Origin of the sequence: Kitasatospora sp. NA04385, from assembly GCF_013364235.1 — a bacterium.
GTDB lineage: Bacteria > Actinomycetota > Actinomycetes > Streptomycetales > Streptomycetaceae > Kitasatospora.
Genome location: NZ_CP054919.1, coordinates 42,929 through 65,095, shown reverse-complemented (window position 1 = coordinate 65,095; position 22,167 = coordinate 42,929). Strand labels below are relative to the sequence as shown.

Genomic DNA, 22,167 nt, shown 5'->3' with positions numbered 1-22,167 from the left:
GGATGCTCCCACGCCTGCGCGAAAAAGCGGCCGGACGGATAGGCCGGTCGCCGATGGATCGACCCTCGCCTACGTTCTTCCCGGGCATTCGGGGACGTCCCAATCGGCCGGTCATCTCGGAGTGCGAGGAACGGTCTTGCTCGCATGGCCGGTGGGTTGTGGGCTCGATCGCCCGTACGCCGGCCCAGCCGGCCTTCCTTCGCCTCTGCCACCTGGGCTGACAGGGCTTCGCCGGAAGCTGACGGGTGATCAGGAAAGTCAGCAAAAGGTCAGCATCCATCCGCCCAGACCCTGCAAAACATGCCCGAAGGTGGGAACCGGCAGGCCGGCCGCGACTGCCGTCGAGGCCCTTGCCGATGACGTTCGCCGGTGCTGGATCCCTTGCCGGAGGCGGTCGTGGAGCGCCAGTCTCGCTCCAGCGGATGTGACCACCCCGGCCATGCTTTTCCGCAGGTCAGTCGCGGTTTCCGCGCGCCCTGAGGGTGACGTTCGGCAGCTCCGGCGCGGGCAGGCGGTCGCCCGGGTAGCCGTGGACTTCGCCGAACCGGTCGCTCTGCTGCTCCCACTCCAGCCGGGCCTGGACGATCTCCTCGCCGGTGCGGCCGATGAAGTTCCACCACATGACGATGTCCTCGCCGAAGGGCGGCCCGCCGAGCAGGACCAGGCGGGCCGGGGTGGTGGCGGGGTTGGTGAGGGTGAGGGTGGTGCGGCCGGGCGGGAGGTGGCCGAGGTCGGCGGGGTGCAGGGGGGTGCCGGCGAAGAGGATGTCGCCCTGGTCGACGAGGAGGCCGTGTTCGAAGGCGGGGTCGACGTCCAGGGTGGTGGTGGCGCCGGCGGGGAGGGTGAGTTCGGCGCCGAGGAGGGGGGTGAAGGTGGGGACGGGCGAGGTGTCGCCGGCCAGGGTGCCGAGGAAGACCCGGGCCTCGCCGCCGCCGGGGAGCGGGACGGGCGCGGGGACGTGGTGGTGGAAGTCGCGGGCGGTGTGCCGGTGGGCGGCGGGGAGGGCGACCCAGAGCTGGACGCCGTGCAGGACGGTGGTGGCGGCGGTGGAGGTCTCGGAGTGCGCGATGCCCTGACCGGCCGTCATGAGGTTGAGCTCGCCGGGCCGGACGAAGGCGTGCACGCCGAGGCTGTCGCGGTGCTCGATCTCGCCGCTGAACAGCCAACTGACGGTCTGCAGGCCGATGTGCGGGTGCGGGGCGACGTCCATGCCGCCGGTGGCGGCGACGTCGTCGGGGCCGTAGTGGTCGACGAAGCACCAGGCGCCGATCAGGGTGCGCTCGCGCTGGGGGAGGGTGCGCCGGACGGTCATCGCGCGCGGGCCGCCGAGCGGGACGTCGCGCGGGGGCAGGACTTCGGCCGTGCCGTTCTCACCGGTGCGCACAGGGGTGTCCATCGGGTGCTCCCTCCCGTGTCGCCGAGGTCCGGCGAACACGACCAACAAATCGTTTCATCTTCAACTATCATGGATCCGAGCGTCCGACAAACAGCATCGCGCAGCGGAGGAGAGTCCAGGTGTCCGAGGTGATCGAGGTGGCGGCCCCGGCGGGCCGGGTCTACGTCGACAAGCAGACCCCGCAAGCGTTCCGCGCCATGCTGGGCACCGCCGAGGCCGTCCGGCAGGCCGCCGCCGACGCCGGACTCGACCGCCGCCTGGTCGAGCTGGTCAACCTGCGCGTCTCGCAACTCAACGGCTGCGCCTACTGCCTGGACGTGCACACCAAGGCCGCGCTCAAGGAGGGCGAGAGCGCGCAGCGGCTCGGCGTGCTGGCCGCGTGGCGGGACGCCGCCGTGTTCGACGCCCGCGAGCGCGCCGCCCTCGCGCTGGCCGAGGCGACCACCCACCCCGCCGACGCGGCCGCGCAGGAGGCGGGGTACGCGCAGGCCCGGCAGGTCTTCGACGATCGGCAGATCTCGGCGGTCATCTGGGTGGCGATCGCCATCAACGCGTTCAACCGGGTGTCGATCCTGAGCAAGCACCCCGTCCGCCCGGCCCGCTGACGCCCCGGGCGGCCGACCCGCCGCACGGGTGGAATCGCGGTGTCCGGAGGGGCGGACGCGGCTCGGCGGGGGCGTCCGGGTGGTGACCTGTGCGGAACAGGTCCACCCTCCTTCCGGAAGAGATGCCCGTCATGCGCCGTCCCCGCGCCCGGCGACTCGCCGTCGCCCTGCTCGCCCTGAGCGCCCTCGTCCCCGCCGTCCCGGCCGCCGCCTCCGGCGCCCCGTTCGCCCGCCCGGCCGTGCAGCCCGCGCACCGCCCCGTGCACCAACCGGCGGACGAGGACTGCCCGCTCGACCCGGCCCTCGCCGCCCGGCTGGACGCCGCGATCGCCGACGTGCGCCAGCAGACCGGCACACCCGGGGTGATCGTCGGACTCTGGATGCCCGGGCGCGGCACGTACGTCCACGCGGACGGCGTCGCCGACAAGGCCACCGGGCAGCCGATGACGCCCGACCTCCGGATGCGGATCGGCAGCGAGACCAAGACCTTCACCGTCACCGCCGTGCTCGAACTCGTCGACCGCGGCCTGGTCGGCCTCGACGACCCGATCGCCAAGTACCTCGACGGCGTCCCCGACGGCTGGCACATCACGATCCGCCAACTCGCCGAGATGCGCAGCGGACTGTACTCCTACACCTTCGACGACGACTTCGTGCACGCCCTGCTCAGTGACCCGAACCGGCCCTTCACCCCGCAGGAACTGCTCGCGTACGCCTTCAAGCACGCCAACGTCTTCCCGCCCGGCACCGACTACCAGTACTCGAACACCAACACCGTGCTGCTCGGCCTGCTGGTCGAGAAGCTCGGCCGGCTGCCGCTGCGCGACTTCATCCACCGCAACGTCACCGAGCCCGCCCACCTGAACCACACCCTCTTCCCGCGCGCCGCCGAACTGCCCCGCCCCTACGCGCACGGCTACACCGACCAGACGCTGGACGGTTCCGTCACCGACGCCACCCACTGGAACCCGTCCTGGGGCTGGGCCGCCGGTGCGATGATCTCCGACCTGCACGACCTGCACCGCTGGGCGAAGACGCTGGCCACCGGCACCCTGCTCAGCCCCGCCACCCAGGCCGAGCGCGAGAAGTTCCTGCCCGTCCCGGGCTTCGGCGACGGCGCCGGGTACGGACTCGGCCTGTTCCGGGTCGGCGGCTGGGTCGGCCACAACGGCTCGCTGCCCGGGTACGAGAGCGTCACCGTCTACCTGCCCGAGCAGGACGCCACCCTGGTGATCCTGCTGAACACCGACATCATCCACGAGGGCAACGAGCCCTCCACCCTGTTCGCCGAGGCGATCACCTCGATCGCCACCCCCGGCCACGTGTACGAGCTGCCCGCCGAGAAATAACCCCAGGTCGGGAACCCGCCCCCGCCCGCCGTTCGTCCCTCCCCTCGTCCTGACAAGACCACGGGGGAGGGGCCCGGACATGCGGGAGATCGGACCGTACCGGGTGCTGAGAGCACCCGGCGGCGGGTGTGACGGCGGAGCGGGTGGCGGGGCCGACGGGATCGTCGGCGGGGTCGCCGGTGGTGCGGGGCGGCTGCACCTGTGCCGTGCCGCCGACGGCTTGCTGGTGGTGGTCGAGGAACTGCACCCCGCACAGGCCCCGGACGCCGCTGCCCGGCGCCGCTTCGCCCGGCAGGCCCGGGACGCCCGGCGCCTCGACGGTTCCTGGACCGTCCCGGTGCTGGACGCCGACCCCGACGCCGAACGGCCCTGGCTCGCCACCGCGTACACCCCCGCCCCGGACCTGGCCGAACTGCTGCGCACCACCGGCCCGCTGCCCGTTGCCACCGTCCGCCGCCTGGGCGCCGGCCTCGCCCGGGCGCTGGCCGCCGGACACGCCGTCGGCCTGGTCCACGCCGGCCTCGAACCCGCCCGGGTGCTGGTCACCGCGTCCGGCCCCAGACTGACCGGCTTCGGCCTCCCGCCCGTCCCCGGCCCGGACGGCGCCACCGGCGCACTCGGGTACGCCTCGCCCGAGCAACTCGAACGACCCGCCGAAACCGGCCCGCCCAGCGACGTGTTCGCCCTCGGCGCGCTGCTCGCCACCGCGGCCCAGGGCCGCCACCCCTGGACGGGGCACTCCTGGGCCGCGCCTTCCTGGGCCGCACCTTCCTGGGCCGCGCCCTCCTGGGCGGGACACCCACAGGTGGGTTCTTCCCGGCCGGGAGACGACCGGCCGGGGCACGGCCCGGGAACCGAGGACGCCCGGGCCGTCCGGCGGCGCACCACGGACGGGCGGCCCGACCTCGCGGACGTCCCCGGCGAGGTGCTGCCCGCCCTGGCCCGCTGCCTCGACCCCGACCCGGCCCTGCGCCCGACCCCTCACCAACTTCTCGTCCTGCTCGACGCCGAAACCGTCGACGCCGTCGAGGCCGCCGAAGCCGAAGCCGTGGACGGTCCGGGACCCGGTGGTTCCGGCCCCGACGGCCGGGCCGAGTCGTGGCTGCCGCCCGCCGGGCTCGCCCTCGTTGCCCGGTACGCAGCCGACCTGCCGTCAGCCCGGGAGGCCGGGCCCGTCCACCTGCACCCGCTGATCGACCGGCGCCCGCCCGGGTAGCGGGCGGGCGCCGGGGACGGACGTGGACGTGGCCGTGGCCGTGACTACGGTTGCGGTCACGGGCGGTTCTCGGGCAGGTCGGCCGGGCGGATCCGGTACACCTGGAGATTGAGGTCGTAGTACTTGGTGGTCTCGCCGACCCAGCGCATCCCCAGCCGCTTCGCCACCGCGTGCGCCCGGTCGTTCTTGGGCCGGGCCACCGCGAAGACCTCCTCGATGTCCTGGGTGAACACCCAGCGCAGCAGCGCCAGGCCCGCCTCCGTCGCATAGCCCTGGCCCCAGGCCCCCGGGGAGAGCTGCCAGGTGATCTCGAGGTCCTCGTCATAGGGCGGCAGCGGCCGGATACCCAGACCGCCGATCACCTTCCCGTCCTCGGCCCGCTCCACCGCCCACCGCCCGCGCGGCGGCAGCAGTCCGGCCTGCTCCCGTTCCCAGCGCTGCAGCACCGAACGCATCGCCTCGGCATCGGTGACCTGGTCCATCACGGGCGTCAGCCAGCGGGCGACGTCCGTGGAGCCGTACACGGCCAGTGCGTCCTCGGCGTCGTCCGGTGTCCAGTCCCGGACGACGAGCCGATCAGTGGTCAGGCTGATCGCCATGGGCGGGTCCTCCCTCAGTCGATTGGCGGACGTCTCCCTCCACCGGAGTGTGCGCCCCCTACCCGCCCGAGGCGAGCCGGAAGCCTGATCCGCACCACCTGTCACCGGACGGTCACCCGCCCGTCGCCCGACGGGCCGCACCGCTCAGTGGCGGCCGCCGAGCGGGATGTGCAGGCCGTCCGGATCCCGGCCCTGAAGGGCCAGCGCGGCCTCGGCCTCCTCGGGCAACGGGCCCATGCCGAGCAGGGCCAGGGCCAGGGCGGCGGCGCCGTGGTGCCAGTCGCCGGCCCGCCGCATCAGAGTGTGACCGCTGCCCAGCACCCGGTAACCGGCCACCCGCGCACCGTGGTCGCGGGCCTGCAGCGCGAACAGGTCGGTGTCCCCGGGCGTGGTGACCTTGTCCCGGTCGCCGTGCAGCATCACCACCGAGCGGCCGCGCAGGTGCGCGGTCGGCTCGTCCCGGGGGCACCACGGTGCCAACGCCACCACGCCCAGCACGCAGGGGTGGGCCGCAGCCCGCAGCGCCGCCCGGCCGCCCATCGAGTGCCCGATCAGTACGGTCGGCACCGGCCCCAACTGTTCGGCCAGATCGGACAGCGCCGCCTCCGCGTCACGGGCCGCGTCCGCCCGGACACCGTTCCACCCCCGGCACCGGTAGCGCACCGTGCCCACCGCCAGCGACCGGCCGTCCACCTCCGCCGCCTCGCGCTCCACCTCCTTCGCGAACGGCCGCATCCGCAGGCCCGGCAGGTTCAGCAGCGGAGGCGGCTCCGTCCCGATCTCCCTGCCCCCGTGCAGCACCAGCACCGCCGCGTCCGGCGAGGGCGGCAGCACCCGCCAGGCCAACGGCCGGTGCGTCCCCGCCACCTCACCGCTCGAGTGCACCGCCACCGGACCGCCCATCGCACTGTCCTCTGCCGTAGTCGTTCACATGCCCCAGCCGTTCACGGCGGCCCGTCCGCCGCACCCACCGGCCGAAACGCCACTGTACGCGGGCACCCCCGTCCGACGGGGGGAGATCCGACGGCGGGAGAGCGGCAGCCGGGCGGTGGGCAGGCGGGTGGCGGGCGGGCGGGCGGGCGGGCGGCGGGCGGGCGGCGCACCGCGACGACCGGTGCGCGTCAGGGGTGCTGACTGCTCGTAAGGTGGGAACGCGCCCACGGTGTGCGGCCGGACCGGTCCGTCCACGCACCGGACCCGCGCACCGCGGACCCGCCCCATTAGACCCACCCGCCCCACCAGTCCCGTCCGGGGCCGGTCGGGGCCGGGGTCGGGACCGCGGCCCGACCGCCAGAGCCGAGGGAGAGCCATGGCCGACGTCCACCCGCCCCGTACCGACGGCACCCCGACCGCCGAGCTCGGTGTGATCGGGGGGTCGGGTCTGTACGCCCTGCTCGACGAGGTGGTGGAGGTGCGGGTGGAGACTCCGTACGGGCCGCCGTCGGATGCGGTGTTCGTGGGGGAGGTGGCGGGGAGGCGGGTGGCTTTCCTGCCGCGTCATGGGCGGGGGCACCGGTTGCCGCCGCACCGGATCAACTACCGGGCGAATCTGTGGGCTCTGCACGCGCTGGGTGTGCGGCAGGTGCTGGGGCCGTGTGCGGTGGGCGGGCTGCGTCCCGAGTACGGGCCGGGGACGCTGCTGGTGCCCGACCAGTTCGTGGACCGGACTTCGGGGCGGGTGCAGACGTACTACGACGGGCGGATCCTGCCGGACGGGTCGGTGCCCGAGGTGGTGCACGTCTCGATGGCCGACCCGTACTGCCCCCGGGGGCGTGGTGCGGTGCTGGCCGCCGCCCGGGGCCTGGCGTGGGAGGCGGTGGACGGTGGGACGCTGGTGGTGATCGAGGGTCCGCGCTTCTCCACCCGGGCGGAGTCGCGCTGGTTCACCGCCAGCGGCTGGTCCGCGGTCGGGATGACCGGCCACCCCGAGGCCGTCCTGGCCCGTGAACTGGGCCTGTGTTACACCTCCCTGGCCCTGGTCACCGACCTCGACGCGGGCGTGGAGAGCGGCGAGGGCGTCACCCACGCCGAGGTGCTGGACGTCTTCGCCCGCAACGTCGACCGCCTGCGCACCGTCCTGTTCAGGGCCCTGGAATCACTGCCCGCCACCCGCGACTGCACCTGCTCCCACGCCCTGGACGGGCTCGTCACCGGTCTCGCCGGGGTGCCCTCCTGACGGCGGCCCGGCGGACGAGGGCGGTGAGCGCCGCCGCGGCGGCGCTCACCGCCAGGAACAGCAGCCAGTTGCGCAGGTAGGGCAGCGGCAGCAGGGTCGCGTTGCCGTGGTCGTCCCCGGCCCGCAGCACCGCCGGGACGGCCACCGCGCCCACCGCCGCCGCGACCACCAGCCAGCCGCGCAGCACCGGCCGCCCCGTCGCGGCCGCGCCGAGCGCGCACACCAGCGGCAGCCACAGGCCGTCGTGCAGCACCACCAGCCCCGCCGCCCACAGCAGGACGCCGAACGGGCCGGTGACGTACGGGTCGGTCAGCAGGCCCACCAGGCCGCAGCCGAGCAGGGCGAGACCGCCGAACAGCAGCGCGCCGCGCAGGATCCGCACCTCAGACCACCTCGATCCGGGCGACCCACTTGGTCTGCAGCACCCCGGGCCGGTTCGGCGCGACGATGCGCGCGGGGAAGCCGTGGTCCGGCGTCAGCGGGCGGCCGTCGAGCGCGAGGGCGAGCAGGGTGAGCGGATCGTCGGCGTACGCGGCGGGCATCTCGGTGACCCGGTACGGGCCCTCGGCCTCCAGCGAGGTGATCCGCACCGCCGACCCGGCCGGGATCCCGGCGCGGCGCAGCAGGTCGGCCACCCGGACACCCGTCCAGCGGGCGTCCGCGCTCCAGCCCTCGACGCAGGCGATCGGCAGGTCGGCGGTGGTCTGCGGCAGGGCGCGCAGCTCGGCGAGGCCGATCCGGTAGCCGGCCGGGCCGTCGACGGCCAGCCGCCAGTCGGCGGGGACGGCGGTCGTCCCGGCCTGCGCGGCCGTCCGGTTCACCGGCAGGGCCTCGCCCCCGGCGCCGGGGCGGCGCGGGGCGAACAGGTCGAGGGCGCGCAGCCACGGCACGGACTGGCCCGCGGTGGTCAGGGTGACCGCCCCGACGGCGGCGGCCGTCGCCGCGAGCACCGCCCGCCGCCCGGGCAGCGGGGCGGAGCGGGCCCGGCGCCAGTGCGCGGCGATCTCCGGCGCCTTGACGGCGAGGTGGACCAGCAGCGCGCCCACGGCCGTCCACGCCGTCCAGTAGTGGGTCTGCCGGAACGGGAACGGCCACGGGTACCACTGCAGGGTGTTCAGCAGCCCGGTGAACAGCTCCAGCAGCACCGCCGCGACCAGCAGCGCGATCGACAGCCGCTCCAGCAGGTGCAGGACGCTGCGCACGGGCGGCCACTCGAACAGCCGCGGGTAGACCGTCCACAGCTTCGCGCCCGCCAGCGGGATCGCGGCCAGCCCGGCGGCCACGTGCAGGCCCTGGGTGACCCGGTAGCCGTCCACCGGGCGGGACGGCAAGCGCGCTGCCAGCCACGGCGGCGGGTCCTGGAGCAGGTGGCTGATCAGACCGGTGGCGAAGCACAGCAGCAGCGCCGCGCCCAGCCACCGACCGAGCACCACCGCGGTGCGCGGCCCGCGCGCGGGGGAGCGGAACGCGCCGGGACGGAACGGGCCGCGCCGCAGCACGGCGGGCGGGGCGGGCAGCGGCGGGTCGAGGCGCCGCCGGGCGGGGGAGGGATCGGGGTCCACCCGCCCATCGAAGCGCGCCCGCCCGCCGCGGCGGCGCTGCGACGTGCTTACGACGTACTTACGGAATCCGGACGGGGGACGGTGCCGGGCACCGCGCTGACGACGCGTTGGCGGAACCCGGACGGGCTTCGGTGCCGGGCGACGCGCTGACGACGCGTTTGCGACGTGCTGACGGAACCCGGACGGGCTTCGGTGCCGGGCGACGCGCTGACGACGCGTTTGCGACGTGCTGACGGAACCCGGACGGGCTTCGGTGCCGGGCGACGCGCTGACGACGCGTTTGCGACGTGCTGACGGAACCCGGACGGGCTTCGGTGCCGGGCGCCGGTGCCGGGCGAAGTGCTTACGGAACCCGGACGGCGCACCGAGCCGCCGCCGCGCGGGCACCCGGCGGTGCGAGGGTGGGGCGGTGATCGCCCGCCCCGCCCTGCTCTGCGTCCTCGCCGTCACCGCCCTGGCCGGCTGCCTCGCGCTGACCCTCACCACCGGCGGCACCCTCGGCAACCGCCCGCCGCTGTACGGCTGGTACGCCGCCGACGCCGTCCTGTTCGCGCTGTCCCTGCTCGCGCTGCGCCGGGTGCCGCAGCGGCAGGTGGCCCGGCTGGTGCTGGCCGGCGGCGTGCTGGTCGCCGCGGTCGGACTGCTCGCCCCGCCGCGGACCAGCGACGACGCCTACCGCTACGGCTGGGACGGGAAGGTGCAGGCGGCGGGCGTCTCCCCGTACGCCCGCACCCCCGAGGACCCGGCGCTGGCGCGGCTGCGCGATGCGGGCCGCTTCCCGGACGGCGGCGGCTGCACGGGGTGGGACGAGCGGCGCACCGCCGACGGGGCGTGCACCCGGATCAACCGGCCCGCCGTGCACACCGTCTACCCGCCGCTGGCGGAGGCCTGGTTCCTGGCCCAGCGCCCGTTCGGCGACGGCGTGCGGGTCGCGCAGGCCGCCGGGGCGGTGCTCGCGGTGGCCACCACCGGCGTGCTGCTGGCCGTGACGGGCGGGCGGCGGCGGGCCGCGCTGTGGGCCTGGTGCCCGGGCGTCGCGGTGTGGGCGGTCAACGACGCGCACGTCGACACCCTGGGCGCACTGCTGGCGGTGACCGGCCTGGGCTGGACGGCCCGCGGCCGGACCCTGGCGGGCGGCGCCGCCCTGGGCGCGGCGACGGCGGTGAAACTGCTGCCCGCGCTGGTCCTGCCGGGCGCGCTGTCGGGTGCACTCTCCCGCCGCCCGACCCGCGCCGACCTGGTGCTGCCCGCCACCGCCGCCGGGGTGTTCGTCCTCTCCTACCTGCCGTACGTGGCGGCGTCCGGCGCGGGGGTCCTGGGCTACCTGCCCGGCTACCTCCGCGAGGAGGGCTACCAGCAGGGCCACCTGGAGCGGTTCGGCCTGCTGCGCCTGGTGCTGCCCGACCGGCTCGCGCCGTGGGCCGGGGCGGCGCTGCTCGCCGCGCTGGTGTGGCGGGTGCTGCGGCACGGCGACCCGGCGCGGCCCTGGCGGGGCGCGCTGCTGGTGACGGGCGGGGCGCTGCTGCTGGCCGCCCCCGCCTACCCCTGGTACGGGCTGCTGGTGGTGGCGCTGGCCGCCCTCGACGGCCGCTGGGAGTGGCTGGCGGTGCCCGCCGCCGGGCAGCTGCTGTACCTGGCGGGCGGCAGCCGGGTGCAGCAACTCGCCTACGGAACCGCCCTGTTGGTAGTCCTGCTGACGGCCCTGCTGCGGGCCGCCCGGCCGGTCCGGTCGCCCCGCGCACAGATGACGGAAGTCTGACGGTTCGCCCCCGGCCCTGGGCAGCGGCGGCCGGGGCTGGTCGAATCGTCCCGTGGACGACGACAACGACAACGACGACGAACGGCGCGGCGCCCCGGTGGGCCGCCGGGTGGTGCTCGGACTGCTCGGCCTCGGCGCGGCCGGGGTGGCTGCCGGGCCCTGGCTGCAACGCGCCCAGGACGCGCTGGTGCGCAACGACCCGACCGGGCTGAGCCAGGCGCTGCCCGGCGGAGGCGGGTTCCGGTACTACTCGGTGACCGCTTCGGTGCCCGAACGCGGTGAGGACGACTACACCCTCACCGTCGACGGCCTGGTGGAGCGGCCCACCACCCTGCGCCTCGCCGACCTGCGGGCACTCACCCAGCACCGCCTGGTGCACGACGTGCAGTGCGTCACCGGCTGGCGGGTGCCCGCCACCCCGTTCGAGGGCGTCCCGCTGTCCGCGCTGCTGGACGCGGCCGGGGTGCGGCCGGAGGGCCGCGCGGTGAGCTTCGGCTGCTTCGACGGCGCCTACACCGAGAGCCTGACGCTGGAACAGGCCCGCCGCGACGACGTCCTGGTGGCGCTGCGGATGCAGGACCGGCCCATCGGCCACGCCCACGGCGGCCCGGTGCGCCTGTACGTCGCCCCGATGTACTTCTACAAGTCCGCCAAGTGGCTGTCCTCCATCACCGTCACCGACACCGTCCGCCCCGGCTACTGGGAACGGCTCGGCTACGACGTGGACGCCTGGGTCGGCCGGTCGAACGGACGCGACGATGCCCCGACCTCCTGACCGCCGCCCGCGCTTCGCCCCCGCCCAGCGGTGGGCCCACCGCGCCACCGCCGCGCTGATGCTCACCTGCCTGGCCACCGCCGCCTGCCTCTACCTGCCGCCGCTCGCCCAACTCGTCGGCCGCCGCAGGCTGGTGGCCGCGGTGCACGAGTGGAGCGGCCTGCTGCTGCCCCTCCCGCTGCTGCTCGCCCTGGCCACCCGGGCGATGCGCCGCGACGCCGCCCGCCTCGGCCGCTTCACCGCCGCCGACCGCACCTGGCTGCGCACCGTGCGCCGCCGCCGGATCGGCCCCCGCCCGGCCGGGAAGTTCAACGCCGGGCAGAAGCTGTACGCGCAGTGGACGCTCGGCACGATGCTGGTGATGCTCGGGACCGGCCTGCTGATGTGGTTCACCGGCCTCGCGCCCGCGGTGTGGCGCACCGGCGCGACCTTCGTCCACGACTGGTTCGCGTTCGCGGTCGCCGCCGTGGTGGCCGGCCACCTGTGGATGGCGTACCTGGACCCGGAGGCCCGGCGCGGCATGCGCACCGGCGCCGTCGACCGGGAGTGGGCCGAGCGCGAGCACCCGCAGTGGGCGGAACCGGACTGACGTCCCGTCCGGAGCGGGTCAGCGCCAGGAGCGGGCCGGGGTCAGGAACGGGTCGGCGCCAAGGACGGGTCGGCGTCCGGAACGGGTCGCCGACGACGACGGGCCGGTGTCAGGGACGGGTCAGCGCCAGGAACGAGCGGCCGTGCGAAGTCCAGCGCTCGGCCCGCTCCAGACCGGCGGTCCGGGCGTGCCGCAGCGTCGCGGCGGGCCCGCAGCGCGCCCAGCGGAACGACGGGCCGCAGCCGTCCGGGCCCTCCACCCGGACGTCCGCCACCTCGTCGACCTCCTGCACCGCGGTCTCCACCAGCAGCAGACCGCCCGGGGCGAGCAGCGCGCCCGCCCGGGCCAGCAGGGCGGCCGGGTCGCCGCCGATGCCGAGGTTGCCGTCGGCCAGCAGCACACCGCCCCAGCGCCCCTCGGCGGGCAGCCGGTCGAACACCGAGCGGCGCAGGGCGAGACCGCCCAGGCCCGCCGTGTGTTCCACCGACGCCGCGCAGACGTCCACCCCGAGCGCGGGCACGCCCGCCGCCAGCAGCGCCGCCACCAGCCGACCGGGGCCGCAGCCCAGGTCCAGCACCGGCGCGGGCAGGCCCAGGCAGCGCAGCACCAGCCCGTGGTCCGCCCCGTCGGCGGGCGCGCACCAGCGCTCCACCTCCAGCGCCAACCGCGAGCCGTCCGCCCGACGCAGCCACAGCGGGCCCTGCCCGGCCCGCACGGCCCGCCCGAACGGGTCGTCCACCCACGGTTCGGCGCTGCCGGTGCGCGGGGTGCTGCCGGTGCCGGTGGGTTGGGCGGTGTCGGTGGACGGGGCGGCGGAGGAGCGGGCGCGTTCGTCCGCCGTGCGGGGCAGGCCCACCCGCGCGGCGCCGCTCACCGGGCCGGTCCGGCCGCGGCCGCGAACTCCGCAGCCGGGCGGCGAACCGGGTGCCGGGCGCCAGCGCGGCGACCCGGGCGGCGTCCTCCGGCCCGTCCACGTCCAGCAGCGTCGGCAGCTCGCGGACCGCCAGGCCGTCCGCCGCCAGCCGGTCCAGCACGTGGCGGCCGGTGTCGGCGGTCGACATCGGCACGCCGTGCAGCAGCCGCTCGGCGCGGCGGGCGTCCGGGCGGGCCAGGCCGAGGGCCCAGAAACCGCCGTCCTCGGCGGGGCCGAACCAGGCGTCGGCGCCCGGGCGTTCGGCGGCCGACAGCGGCGCCGCGAGGACGGCCGGGTCGAGCTGCGGGGTGTCCATGCCGACCAGCAGGGCCGGGGCGCTCGGGGCGATCCGGGCGGCGTGGGCGAAGGCGGCGGCGATCCGGCGGTCCAGGCCGCCCCCGCACTGCGGCACCACCTCCCAGCCCGGCGGCAGCCACCGGCCGGGCTCGCCGTCCAGCACCAGCACGCGCCGACCGGCCGGGACGAGGGCGAGCGCGGCCAGGGTGTCGGCGAGGGCGGCCTCGGCCAGGTCGGCGGCCTGCTCCGGGCTGAACGCCGGGGTCAGCCGGGTCTTCGAGCGGCCGGGCGCCGGTGCCTTGGAGACCAGCAGCAGGGTCGGCGGCGGGGCCGCGAGCACCGCGCGCATGTCGCGCACCGCCTGCCGGGTGCCGCGCACCGTCCCGGTCACCTTCGAACGGCCCGCCCGCGGGCGGTAGTCGACCGGTACCTCGGCGATCCGCATCCCGGCGGCCGACGCCGACAGCACCGTCTCCAGCGGGTAGCCCGAGCGCCGGTCGCCCAGCCCCAGCGCCAGCAGCCGCTCCCGGCGCGCCGCCCGCATCGGCCCCAGGTCGTGCAGCTCGGCGCCCGTCAGCGCGCGCAGCCGCCGGGCCAGCACCAGGTTCGCCAGCCGGGCGTGCGGCGGCCACGCCCCGAACGAGGTCGGCCGCCGCCGTCCCAGCACCAGGTCGGCCGTCCCCGCCGCCACCGGACCGACCACCCGGGGCAACTGCGCCGGGTCCAGCGACCCGTCGCAGTCCAGGAAGCACACCAGCTCGGCGTCGGCCGCCAGCAGCCCGGCGTGGCAGGCCGCGCCGAACCCGCGGCGCGGCTCCGGCACCACCGTCGCGCCCAGGTCGGCCGCGATCCGCGCCGAACCGTCCCGCGAACCGTTGTCGACCACGATCGCCCGCCAGCGGGCCGGAATCCGGCCCAGCACCCAGGGCAGCGCCCGGGCCTCGTCCAGGCAGGGCAGCACCACGTCCACCGATTCCGTGGACGGGAGGAGAGCGGACGGGAGAAGAGGAGGAGTCACGACCGCCACGCTAACCACGCCCGCCCCCGCCGCGGCCGAGCCGCGCCCTTACGGAAGTCGTACGGCGCACCCGTGCACCCGCGGCCGGGCTGCGGGTCCGGCGCATCCGGCCTGTCCGGCAGGTCCGGCAGGTCCGGCGGATCTTACGGAACCCGAACGCGGGCCCGGGCCGCAGCCGCCGACGCCCCCGCGCTCGTATCCTCGGGCGGGTGAACCACAGCCCCGCCCCCGCCGAGCCGCCGGAGCCCGCCCGCATCCTGGTCGTCGACGACGACCCGACCGTCGCCGAGGTGGTGGCCGGCTACCTCACCCGGGCCGGTCACCTGGTCGACCGGGCCGAGGACGGGCAGCGCGGACTCGACCTGGCCGAACGCCACCGCCCCGACCTGCTCGTCCTCGACCTGATGTTGCCCGGCCTCGACGGCCTGGAGGTGCTGCGCCGCTTGCGCGCCCGCCCGGACCGGTCCGACCTGCCGGTGGTGCTGCTCACCGCCAAGGGCGACGAGGCCGACCGCGTACTGGGTCTCGAACTCGGCGCGGACGACTACGTCACCAAGCCGTTCAGCCCGCGCGAGCTCGTCCTGCGCGTCCAGTCGATCCTGCGCCGCGCCCGCACCGCCGCGTCCGCTGCGTCCGCCGCCCCGGCGCAGCCGCTGCGCTCCGGCCACCTGGCGATCGACCCGCGGGCCCGCCGCGCGCACCGGTCCGACCGTGAACTCCCGCTCACCAGCCGGGAGTTCGACCTGCTCGCGTTCCTGCTCCGCCACCCCGGGACGGTGTTCTCCCGGCAGGAGCTGATGCAGCGCGTCTGGGGCTGGGACTTCGGCGACCTGTCGACCGTCACCGTCCACGTCCGCCGCCTGCGCGAGAAGATCGAGGACGACCCCGGCGCGCCCGCGCTGATCAGCACGGTCTGGGGCGTCGGCTACCGCTACGACCCGGCAGTCCAGGCGGGTCCGGTCGTCCCGGTCGTCCCGGCGGAGGGCGGTGCGGCGTGAAGGACCTGCTGCTGATCGCCCTGTTCGCCGCGCTCGGCGCCGCCGCCGCCGGACTGCTCGGCCTGGCCGCGCTGCGGCTGCTGCGCCGCCGCTCGCTGGCGCTCACCCTGTTCGCCGTCGCCGTGGTCAGCGTCCTCGCCGTCACCTCCGGCACGTTCGCGGTCGCCCAGGCGATGTTCCTCTCCCACCACGACCTCGGCGTGGTCGTCACCGTGCTGGCGATGGCCTCGGTGGTCGCGCTGCTCACCGCCGCGCTGCTCGGCCGCCAGGTCACCGCGGGCGGCCGGGCCCTGGCGGTGGCCGCCCGCACCGTCGGCGGTGACACCGGATTCACCCCGCCGGACCGGCCGCTCGGGCGGGAACTGGCCGCCGTCAGCGCCGAACTCGCCGCCACCAGCGCCCGGCTCTCCGAATCCCGTTCCAGGGAACAGGCGTTGGACGCCTCCCGGCGCGAACTCATCGCCTGGATCTCGCACGACCTGCGCACCCCGCTGGCCGGCCTGCGCGCGATGGCCGAGGCCCTGGAGGACGGCGTCGCCGAGCAGCCCGAACGCTACCTCGCCCGGATCCGCACCGAGGTCGAGCGCCTCACCGGCATGGTCGACGACCTGTTCGAACTCTCCCGGATCCAGGCCGGTGCGCTCTCCCTCACCGTCTCCCGGGTCTCCCTGCACGACCTGGTCGACGACGCGCTGGCCGGGGCCCACCCGCTGGCCCGGCAGCGCGGCGTACGCCTCGAAGGACGGCCGGGCGACGCCGCCCCCGTCGAGGCCGACCCCCGGGAGATCACCCGGGTGATCGGCAACCTGCTGGTCAACGCCATCCGCGCCACCCCGCCCGACGGCGTGGTCGCCGTCTCCACCCGCCGGGAGGCCGACGCCGTCGTGCTCGCCGTCACCGACGGCTGCGGCGGCATCCCGGAGCCCGACCTGCCCCGGGTCTTCGAGACCGGCTGGCGCGGCACCCCCGCCCGCACCCCCCTCCCGTCCGCCCCCGGCGCCCCCGACACCGCCGACAGCGGCGCCGGACTCGGACTCGCCATCGTCCGCGGCATCGTCGAGGCCCACGACGGCCGGGCCCGGGTCCGCAACGTCGACGGCGGCTGCTGCTTCGAGATCACCCTCCCGACCGCCCGCCGAGCCTGACACCGCGAGCCCCCCGCCCCGCGTCCGGGGCGGGGCCTTGGCGGGAAGAACCAGGCGGGGGAGGGCGGCTGGTCCCGGTGTCGCGGTCGGCCCGGATACCCGCTCGGCGCGGTCCGCCGGGGACGTCCCCGGCCGACCGGCCTGCGGCTTCGCCGGGCCCGCCCGTCGACGGGGCCGATCCCGTTCCGCCATCTGCCCCGGTCCTGCCACCGGCCCCGGTCCGTCCGGCTCAGGCTTCATGCCCGGGCCCTCGGCTCCTTGGTCTCCCCGTCGCCGTCAGGCGCGTTGCGGGGCCGCCGCGAACTCGGTCATTCCGTTCTCGAACGCCACCCGGGGCCGCCAGTCGAGCTCCGCCCGCAGCCGCGCGGAGTCCGCCGTCACGTGCCGGACGTCGCCGAGGCGGTACTCGCCCGTCACCACCGGCGCCGGGCCGCCGCACGCCGCCGCCAGCGCCCGGGCCAGGTCGCCCACGGTGCGGACCTCGCCGCTGCCCACGTTGTACGCCCGCGCGCTGCCCGAGGGGCGGGCGGCCAGTGCCGCCAGCGCCGCCGCGTTGGCCGCCGCCACGTCGGCGACGTGCACGAAGTCGCGGCGCTGGCCGCCGTCCTCGAACACCCGCGGGGCCTCGCCGCGCGCCAGCGCCGAGCGGAACAGCGAGGCCACCCCCGCGTACGGGGTGTCGCGCGGCATGCCCGGCCCGTACACGTTGTGGTAACGCAGCGTCAGGACCCGGCCGCCGCAGGCCCGGGCCCAGGCGGAGGCCAGGTGTTCCTGGGCCAGCTTCGTCGCCGCGTACACGTTGCGCGGGTCGGCGGGGGCGTCCTCCGCGACCAGGCCGGGCAGCAGCGGCTCGCCGCACACCGGGCACGGCGGCTCGAACCGGCCCGCGTCCAGGTCCGCCGCCCGGCGCGGCCCGGGCGCCACTGGCCCGTGCGCGCCGCAGCGGTACGCGCCCTCGCCGTACACCACCATCGACCCGGCCAGCACCAGGTCCCGCACCCCGCGCCGGGCCATCGCGGAGAGCAGCACGGCGGTGCCCAGGTCGTTGCACCCGGCGTACGCGGGAGCGTCGTCCAGGTCGACGCCCAGCCCGACCATCGCCGCCTGGTGGCAGACCGCCGACACCCCGTCCAGCGCGGCCTCCACCGCCGCCGCGTCCCGCACGTCCCCGTGCCGGAACTCCGCGCCCTCGGGCACCGCCGACGGCAGCCCCGAGGGGTGCACCGCCGGGAGCAGCGCGTCCAGCACCCGCACCTCGTGGCCGCCCGCGAGCAGCGCACCGACCACCGCGGAGCCGATGAAACCGGCCCCGCCCGTCACCAGGATCTTCATCCCCACGACGCTACCCACCCGCAGGTCCGGAACCCGGCGACCGGCCGGTGGTGTCACCGATCGGTAAGGAACCGGCGAACGGCGGCAGCGGTCCGCCGGGGCCGCGACCCGGGGCGGCGACTCGACCGGAGCTCCGGTGCACCCGGACCGGACCCGGCCGGGGCGGGCCGGGGCGACTACCGGTCGAGGCTCCGCAGTTCCTCGGCGTAGAGCTCGGCGGGGTCGAGGCCCATGCCGGTGAAGTGGCCCGCGAGTTCGAGGGAGAGGACGCCGTGGAGCCGGGTCCAGAAGTGCAGGGCGCGGCGGAGGGCGGCGGGCGGGGCGGGGTGGTCGCCGGCCCAGTGGCGGTGTTCGGCGAGGTGGGCCTCCAGCCGGGCGCCGGGACGGTCGGCGTCGTCGCCCCGGGGCGGCGGGGACCGGAAGGCGTCCAGGAGGGTGCCCATGATCTCGGCGGCGATCGCCGTGGTGTCGTCCGGCGCGCGGTAGCCGGGGACGGGGGTGCCGTAGACGAGGAAGTAGCGCTGCGGGTCGGCCAGCGCCCAGGCGCGCAGGGCGAGGCCCAGGCCGGTGGGGTCGGCACCGGAGGCGGCGGCGGTGCGGACGGCGTCGGCGAGGCTGCGGTAGGCGTCGCGGACCAGTTCGGTGATCAGTTCGTCACGGCCGGCGAAGTAGCGGTAGAGGGCGGGGCCGCTGACGCCGATCTGCTTGGCGATGGCGTTGAGGGACAGGCCCGCGGCGCCGGAGGCGGCGATCTGCTCCCAGGCGTGCTGCTTGATCTCGGCGCGCAGCTGGGCGCGGTAGCGCTCGCGCGGGGTCTCCTTGCCAGCGGTGGCCATGTGCTCGTCCCCTTGGTTCCGGCCGACTGTTGGTTAGAGGGTATTACGGGTGCGCTTGACTGTCACTCGCCCTCAAAGTTATAACCTATAACTAAAGCGCTACCCGCTAACGGGGTGGGTGGGGATCGAGGAGGCCGTGATGGGTGCCGGAGAACTGGTCGAGGTCGTACTGCCGGGCAAGGTGGAGCCCGAGGGCCTGCACGTGCGGCGCGGAACCGTCCCCACCGCGGGCGCGGGCCGGGCCGTGGTCCGGATGGAGGCGACGGGCGTCTCCTTCGCCGAGCAGCAGATGCGCCGGGGCCGCTACTACGACCAGCCGCCCTTCCCCTTCGTCCCCGGCTACGACGTGGTCGGCACGGTCGCGGCGGTCGGTGCGGGCGTCGCCCCCGAGCTGGTCGGCACGCGGGTCGCGGTCCTGCTGAAGGTCGGCGGCTGGGCCAGCCACGTGGTCGTCGACGCCGCCGACCTGGTTCCGGTCCCGGACGGGGTCGGCGCGGCCGAGGCGGAAACGGTGGTGGTCAACGGCGTCACCGCCTGGCAGATGCTGCACCGCAAGGCCCGCGTGCGCGCCGGGCAGACCGTCCTGGTGCACGGCGCCAACGGCGGTGTCGGCTCGGTCCTGGTCCAACTCGCCCGCGCCGCCGGCGTGAACGTGATCGGCACCGCCTCCGCACGCCACCACGCGGCCCTGCGCGCACGGGGGGTGGCCCCGATCGACTACCGCACCGAGGACGTCCCCGCCCGGGTCCGCGAACTGGCCCCCCGGGGCGTGGACGCCGTCTTCGACCACGTCGGCGGCCGCGGCCTGGTCGACTCCTGGCGGCTGCTCGCCCCCGGCGGCACGCTCGTCTCCTACGGCAGCGCCTCCACCCGCGACGACGACGGCTCCAAGCAGTGGCCCGTCCTCAAGCTCCTCGGCCGGGTGTGGCTGTGGAACACCCTGCCCACCGGCCGCCACGCCCACTTCTACAACGTCTGGGCCGGCCGGGCGCTCCACCGCACCCGCTTCCGGGCCCGGCTGCGCACCGACCTCACCGAGGTGTTCGAGGCCCTGCGCAGCGGCGAGATCACCGCGACCATCGCCGCCGAACTCCCCCTCGCCCGAGCCGCCGAGGCCATGCGGCTGGCCGAGTCCGGCACCGTCGCCGGAAAAGTCGTCCTGACCGCCTGACCGCCCGTTGGATGGCGAACCACCGCGCCCCGGACGAGCATGCCCTCCGCGGGCAGCAGGGGCACGCATCGGTGCCCCGGTCCGTGCGGCCGCGGTCGGGTTGTCAGCCTGCTCGTACCCGGCGTTCGGGCCGGCCGGTCTCGGGGTCGAGGGCTATCACGAACACCTCGCCGCCTCCGGTGGTGAGCTTGATCCGGTCGGGTCCGTCCCACTGGGCCGAGGCCAGTGCGTTGTCGGGGGCGTCGCCGTTGAAGTAGCCGACCGGCCACCGCCGGGCGATCAGGCCGGAGCCGGCGTCCACCGAGACCCACCAGAGCGGGTCGATCACCGCGGTGCCCTCGTGGATCACCAGGCTGCGGTCGGAGCGGCCGGGAGCCGGCCGGTCCATGGTCTGGTGGGGCGTGCCGGCGAAGCCGAACAGGGCGAAGGGCGCGGCCAGCAGGGTGCAGCTGAGGATCGGGAACAGCAGCAGTGTCCTGGTCGTGCGGGAACGGAACCCGAGCAGGACGGCGAGGACGATCAGCAGCAGCACGGTGGCGCCGTACAGCAGCGGGTGGTGGAAGGCCTCGATGAGCACCACCAGTCCGCCGTTCCGAGCGGCCTGGGCCGCGGCGTAGGCCAGTGCCATGAGCAGCATCGCCAGCGTGAGCAGTCCGAGCGCGATCGTCCGCCGCCTGCGCTGCCACCAGCGCGGCCGGTCCGGGGGCAGGGGCGCAGGCACCTGCGGAGGCGGCGCGGGCCGTGCGGACTGCGCAGGCTGCGCGGGCTGTGGAGGGCGCGGTGGCGCCAGGTGCGGGGGAGGGGGCGGCGGACCAGCCGTCGCGTGTGCCGCACTGCCCTCGGACGCCGGTTCCCCGGGGGCCGGGTCCTTCGTCGTTCGACCGCCCTCGTCCATCGCCCTGCCCCCGGTCATGGCACCCCCGCCCAGTTGATCAACCCGAGGGGACAGGCTACGGCTCGGACAGGCCGGTTCAACAGTGAGTTGTCGATTTGTCCGACCACCAACGGCCCTGCACCGCAGGAGCGTTGCCGCACAGCCCGCATCCCGCCGGGTGGAACGGCTCGGCGGCGGGGGAGGAGGCCGGCAGGGTCCAGGCCCGGCGTGCCTGGCCCTGGTCGTGCTGCCGCCCCTGCTGCTTGCGGGGCCGACCGATCGGCCCGTGGACCCGCACCTTCTCCAGCGCGGGGACGAACCGCGGGCTCTCTGCGGCCCGGCACCTGCACTCACCGGCGCTCGCCCCGCCCCGGCAGCCGTGCGGCCGTACGGCCGTGACCGCGAACCGTCCCCGCGCCGTCGTGGACCCGCCCGCGCGGTTCCGCCCGCGCGGTTCCGCCCGGCTGCGTGGCAGCCGCATCTGATGGGCCATCAGGCGCATACTCCTGGCATCCGCTGGCGAAAATACCGACCACGGCACGCAGCTGCGATGCCGCCGTGCGCCACCCGGCCGGTACGGGACCCGCCGTGGCGGCCGGGAAGGAGCACCATGACCACCACCACCGCGGCGCCCGCCGTACGGTTCCACGGCAGCGTCGAGGAACCGCTGCGGCTGACCGTCGCCCAGCTGCGCACCCTGCCGGCCCAGCGGGTCGAGGTGAGCTTCGACTGCCTGACCGAGGGCGAGCAGCGCCACGGCTTCGAGGGGCCGAAGCTGTGGGACGTCGTGCACCGGGCCCGGCCGCGGATCGACCTGCGCGGCCGCAAGCAGCGCCTGCGCTTCCTGCTGACGGTCACCGGTGCGGACGGCCACTGCGCGGTGCTGTCCTGGGCCGAGATCGACCCCGACTTCGGTGGCCAGCAGATCCTGCTGGCCACCAGCGCCGACGGCACACCCCTGGACGGCGCGGGCCCGCAGCTGGTGGTGCCCGCCGACCGCTGCGGCGCCCGCTACATCGGCGGCGTCACCGAGGTCTGGATCGGACCGGCCCCGCACTGAGCCCGGCGCGAATGGCGCGACGGGCGCGGCGCGAGGCGTGCGGCGCTACGGGCGCGGCGCGGCGCGACGCCCGCGGCCGCCCCGGCGTGGCCGATATCACGGGCCGACCCTGGCAGATGCCACGCTAGAGTGGCGAATCCGCTAGCAGGTGCCATGCTCTCACGGGGGGTCACGTGTCCGACCAGTTGCTGTTCTCGTACGGGACGCTGCGGCTCCCGCAGGTCCAACGGGCCCGGTTCGGGCGCGAGCTGGAAGGCGCCCCCGACGCGCTGACCGGCTTCCGGCTGGACACCGTGACGATCACCGACCCGGACGTGATCGCCGACAGCGGCAGCGACCGCCACCCGGTGGCCGTCCGCTCCGACGACCCCGGCGACGCGATCGAGGGCACCGTCTTCACGCTCAGCCCCGCGGAGCTGGAGGCCGCCGACCACTACGAGGTCGCGGACTACCTGCGCGTCAAGGCCGACCTGCGCTCCGGCGCCCGGGCCTGGGTC

20 protein-coding genes and 3 pseudogenes are annotated in these 22,167 nt (G+C 76.0%); 12 read left to right on the top strand and 11 right to left on the bottom strand.

Going from position 1 to position 22,167, the window contains the following annotated elements; translation table 11 throughout:
- Positions 1–454 precede the first annotated feature (454 nt).
- Positions 455–1,396, bottom strand: a complete 942-nt coding sequence (locus HUT16_RS00325; protein ID WP_176184283.1) for a pirin family protein — start codon at positions 1,394–1,396, stop codon at positions 455–457.
- Between the two features lie 119 nt (positions 1,397–1,515).
- Here HUT16_RS00325 and HUT16_RS00320 point away from each other — a divergent pair, with 119 nt between their 5' ends.
- The 3 genes from HUT16_RS00320 (at position 1,516) to HUT16_RS00310 (ending at position 4,566) form a co-directional block, all read left to right on the top strand.
- Positions 1,516–2,001: a carboxymuconolactone decarboxylase family protein gene (locus HUT16_RS00320; RefSeq protein WP_176184281.1), complete on the top strand. Its 486-nt coding sequence runs from the start codon at positions 1,516–1,518 to the stop codon at positions 1,999–2,001.
- Between the two features lie 131 nt (positions 2,002–2,132).
- Complete coding sequence (locus HUT16_RS00315) at positions 2,133–3,350, top strand: serine hydrolase (RefSeq protein ID WP_176184279.1); 1,218 nt, start codon at positions 2,133–2,135, stop codon at positions 3,348–3,350.
- A 79-nt stretch (positions 3,351–3,429) separates the two neighbouring features.
- The gene (locus HUT16_RS00310) at positions 3,430–4,566 is read left to right on the top strand and encodes a hypothetical protein (protein WP_176184277.1); all 1,137 of its coding nucleotides are present in this window, start codon (positions 3,430–3,432) and stop codon (positions 4,564–4,566) included.
- Positions 4,567–4,622: 56 nt separating this feature from the next.
- Here the strand turns inward: HUT16_RS00310 and HUT16_RS00305 are convergent, their stop codons facing one another.
- Both HUT16_RS00305 and HUT16_RS00300 read right to left on the bottom strand, forming a co-directional pair.
- On the bottom strand, positions 4,623–5,165 hold the full coding sequence (locus HUT16_RS00305; protein WP_176184275.1) for a GNAT family N-acetyltransferase: 543 nt from the start codon (positions 5,163–5,165) through the stop codon (positions 4,623–4,625).
- Positions 5,166–5,309: 144 nt separating this feature from the next.
- Positions 5,310–6,068 carry an alpha/beta fold hydrolase gene (locus tag HUT16_RS00300; protein ID WP_176184273.1) on the bottom strand — a complete coding sequence of 253 codons (759 nt, stop codon included), beginning with the start codon at positions 6,066–6,068 and terminating at the stop codon, positions 5,310–5,312.
- A gap of 406 nt (positions 6,069–6,474) precedes the next feature.
- Between HUT16_RS00300 and HUT16_RS00295 the strand changes: the two genes are divergently transcribed.
- Positions 6,475–7,341: an S-methyl-5'-thioadenosine phosphorylase gene (locus HUT16_RS00295; protein ID WP_176184271.1), complete on the top strand. Its 867-nt coding sequence runs from the start codon at positions 6,475–6,477 to the stop codon at positions 7,339–7,341.
- Here HUT16_RS00295 and HUT16_RS00290 read toward each other — a convergent pair.
- Entirely contained in the window at positions 7,313–7,723 is a 411-nt protein-coding gene (locus HUT16_RS00290) for a hypothetical protein (protein ID WP_176184269.1), read from the bottom strand. The two genes, HUT16_RS00295 and HUT16_RS00290, sit on opposite strands and share 29 nt — an antisense overlap.
- Position 7,724: 1 nt before the next feature.
- Positions 7,725–8,840, bottom strand: a complete 1,116-nt coding sequence (locus tag HUT16_RS00285; protein ID WP_254898195.1) for a molybdopterin-dependent oxidoreductase — start codon at positions 8,838–8,840, stop codon at positions 7,725–7,727.
- Positions 8,841–9,312: 472 nt separating this feature from the next.
- Here HUT16_RS00285 and HUT16_RS00280 point away from each other — a divergent pair, with 472 nt between their 5' ends.
- Genes HUT16_RS00280 through HUT16_RS00270 form a run of 3 tightly spaced genes read left to right on the top strand, consistent with a single transcriptional unit; the run spans position 9,313 to position 12,026 of the window.
- Positions 9,313–10,662 carry a glycosyltransferase 87 family protein gene (locus HUT16_RS00280; RefSeq protein WP_217712006.1) on the top strand — a complete coding sequence of 450 codons (1,350 nt, stop codon included), beginning with the start codon at positions 9,313–9,315 and terminating at the stop codon, positions 10,660–10,662.
- Positions 10,663–10,714: 52 nt separating this feature from the next.
- On the top strand, positions 10,715–11,437 hold the full coding sequence (locus HUT16_RS00275) for a molybdopterin-dependent oxidoreductase (protein WP_176184267.1): 723 nt from the start codon (positions 10,715–10,717) through the stop codon (positions 11,435–11,437).
- Positions 11,421–12,026, top strand: coding sequence for a cytochrome b/b6 domain-containing protein (locus HUT16_RS00270; protein ID WP_176184265.1), 606 nt, complete (start codon positions 11,421–11,423; stop codon positions 12,024–12,026). Before HUT16_RS00275 ends, HUT16_RS00270 begins: the two co-directional genes overlap by 17 nt.
- Positions 12,027–12,135: 109 nt before the next feature.
- Here HUT16_RS00270 and HUT16_RS37305 read toward each other — a convergent pair whose 3' ends face one another.
- From HUT16_RS37305 to HUT16_RS37295, 3 genes and pseudogenes are all read right to left on the bottom strand, one after another.
- Positions 12,136–12,900, bottom strand: coding sequence for a class I SAM-dependent methyltransferase (locus HUT16_RS37305; RefSeq protein WP_254897559.1), 765 nt, complete (start codon positions 12,898–12,900; stop codon positions 12,136–12,138).
- A 238-nt stretch (positions 12,901–13,138) separates the two neighbouring features.
- Positions 13,139–13,585, bottom strand: a pseudogene (locus HUT16_RS37300) (DUF2064 domain-containing protein); the annotation flags it as partial.
- Positions 13,559–14,206: pseudogene (locus HUT16_RS37295) on the bottom strand (glycosyltransferase family 2 protein); the annotation flags it as partial. The pseudogenes HUT16_RS37300 and HUT16_RS37295, both read right to left, overlap by 27 nt.
- Positions 14,207–14,463: 257 nt before the next feature.
- Between HUT16_RS37295 and HUT16_RS00260 the strand changes: the two are divergent.
- Together HUT16_RS00260 and HUT16_RS00255 are read left to right on the top strand one after the other, a co-directional pair.
- A complete protein-coding gene (locus HUT16_RS00260) occupies positions 14,464–15,252 on the top strand; it encodes a response regulator transcription factor (RefSeq protein WP_254897558.1) in 789 nt (262 codons plus the stop codon).
- Positions 15,249–16,397: a sensor histidine kinase KdpD gene (locus HUT16_RS00255; protein WP_176184263.1), complete on the top strand. Its 1,149-nt coding sequence runs from the start codon at positions 15,249–15,251 to the stop codon at positions 16,395–16,397. The genes HUT16_RS00260 and HUT16_RS00255 overlap by 4 nt, the downstream gene beginning before the upstream one ends.
- Before the next feature lie 276 nt (positions 16,398–16,673).
- Here the strand turns inward: HUT16_RS00255 and HUT16_RS00250 are convergent, their stop codons facing one another.
- Both HUT16_RS00250 and HUT16_RS00245 read right to left on the bottom strand, forming a co-directional pair.
- Positions 16,674–17,729: an NAD(P)-dependent oxidoreductase gene (locus HUT16_RS00250; RefSeq protein WP_176184261.1), complete on the bottom strand. Its 1,056-nt coding sequence runs from the start codon at positions 17,727–17,729 to the stop codon at positions 16,674–16,676.
- A gap of 176 nt (positions 17,730–17,905) precedes the next feature.
- Complete coding sequence (locus tag HUT16_RS00245) at positions 17,906–18,565, bottom strand: TetR/AcrR family transcriptional regulator (protein ID WP_176184259.1); 660 nt, start codon at positions 18,563–18,565, stop codon at positions 17,906–17,908.
- Positions 18,566–18,704: 139 nt separating this feature from the next.
- Here HUT16_RS00245 and HUT16_RS00240 point away from each other — a divergent pair, with 139 nt between their 5' ends.
- Positions 18,705–19,736: a medium chain dehydrogenase/reductase family protein gene (locus tag HUT16_RS00240; protein ID WP_176184257.1), complete on the top strand. Its 1,032-nt coding sequence runs from the start codon at positions 18,705–18,707 to the stop codon at positions 19,734–19,736.
- Positions 19,737–19,839: 103 nt separating this feature from the next.
- Here HUT16_RS00240 and HUT16_RS00235 read toward each other — a convergent pair whose 3' ends face one another.
- Entirely contained in the window at positions 19,840–20,457 is a 618-nt protein-coding gene (locus HUT16_RS00235) for a hypothetical protein (protein ID WP_176184255.1), read from the bottom strand.
- 763 nt (positions 20,458–21,220) lie between these two features.
- On the opposite strand from HUT16_RS00235, the gene HUT16_RS00230 reads away from it, so the two are divergent.
- On the top strand, positions 21,221–21,670 hold the full coding sequence (locus tag HUT16_RS00230; protein ID WP_176184253.1) for a molybdopterin-dependent oxidoreductase: 450 nt from the start codon (positions 21,221–21,223) through the stop codon (positions 21,668–21,670).
- A 173-nt stretch (positions 21,671–21,843) separates the two neighbouring features.
- A pseudogene (locus HUT16_RS37290) lies at positions 21,844–22,164 on the top strand (gamma-glutamylcyclotransferase family protein); the annotation flags it as partial.
- Positions 22,165–22,167: the final 3 nt, after the last annotated feature.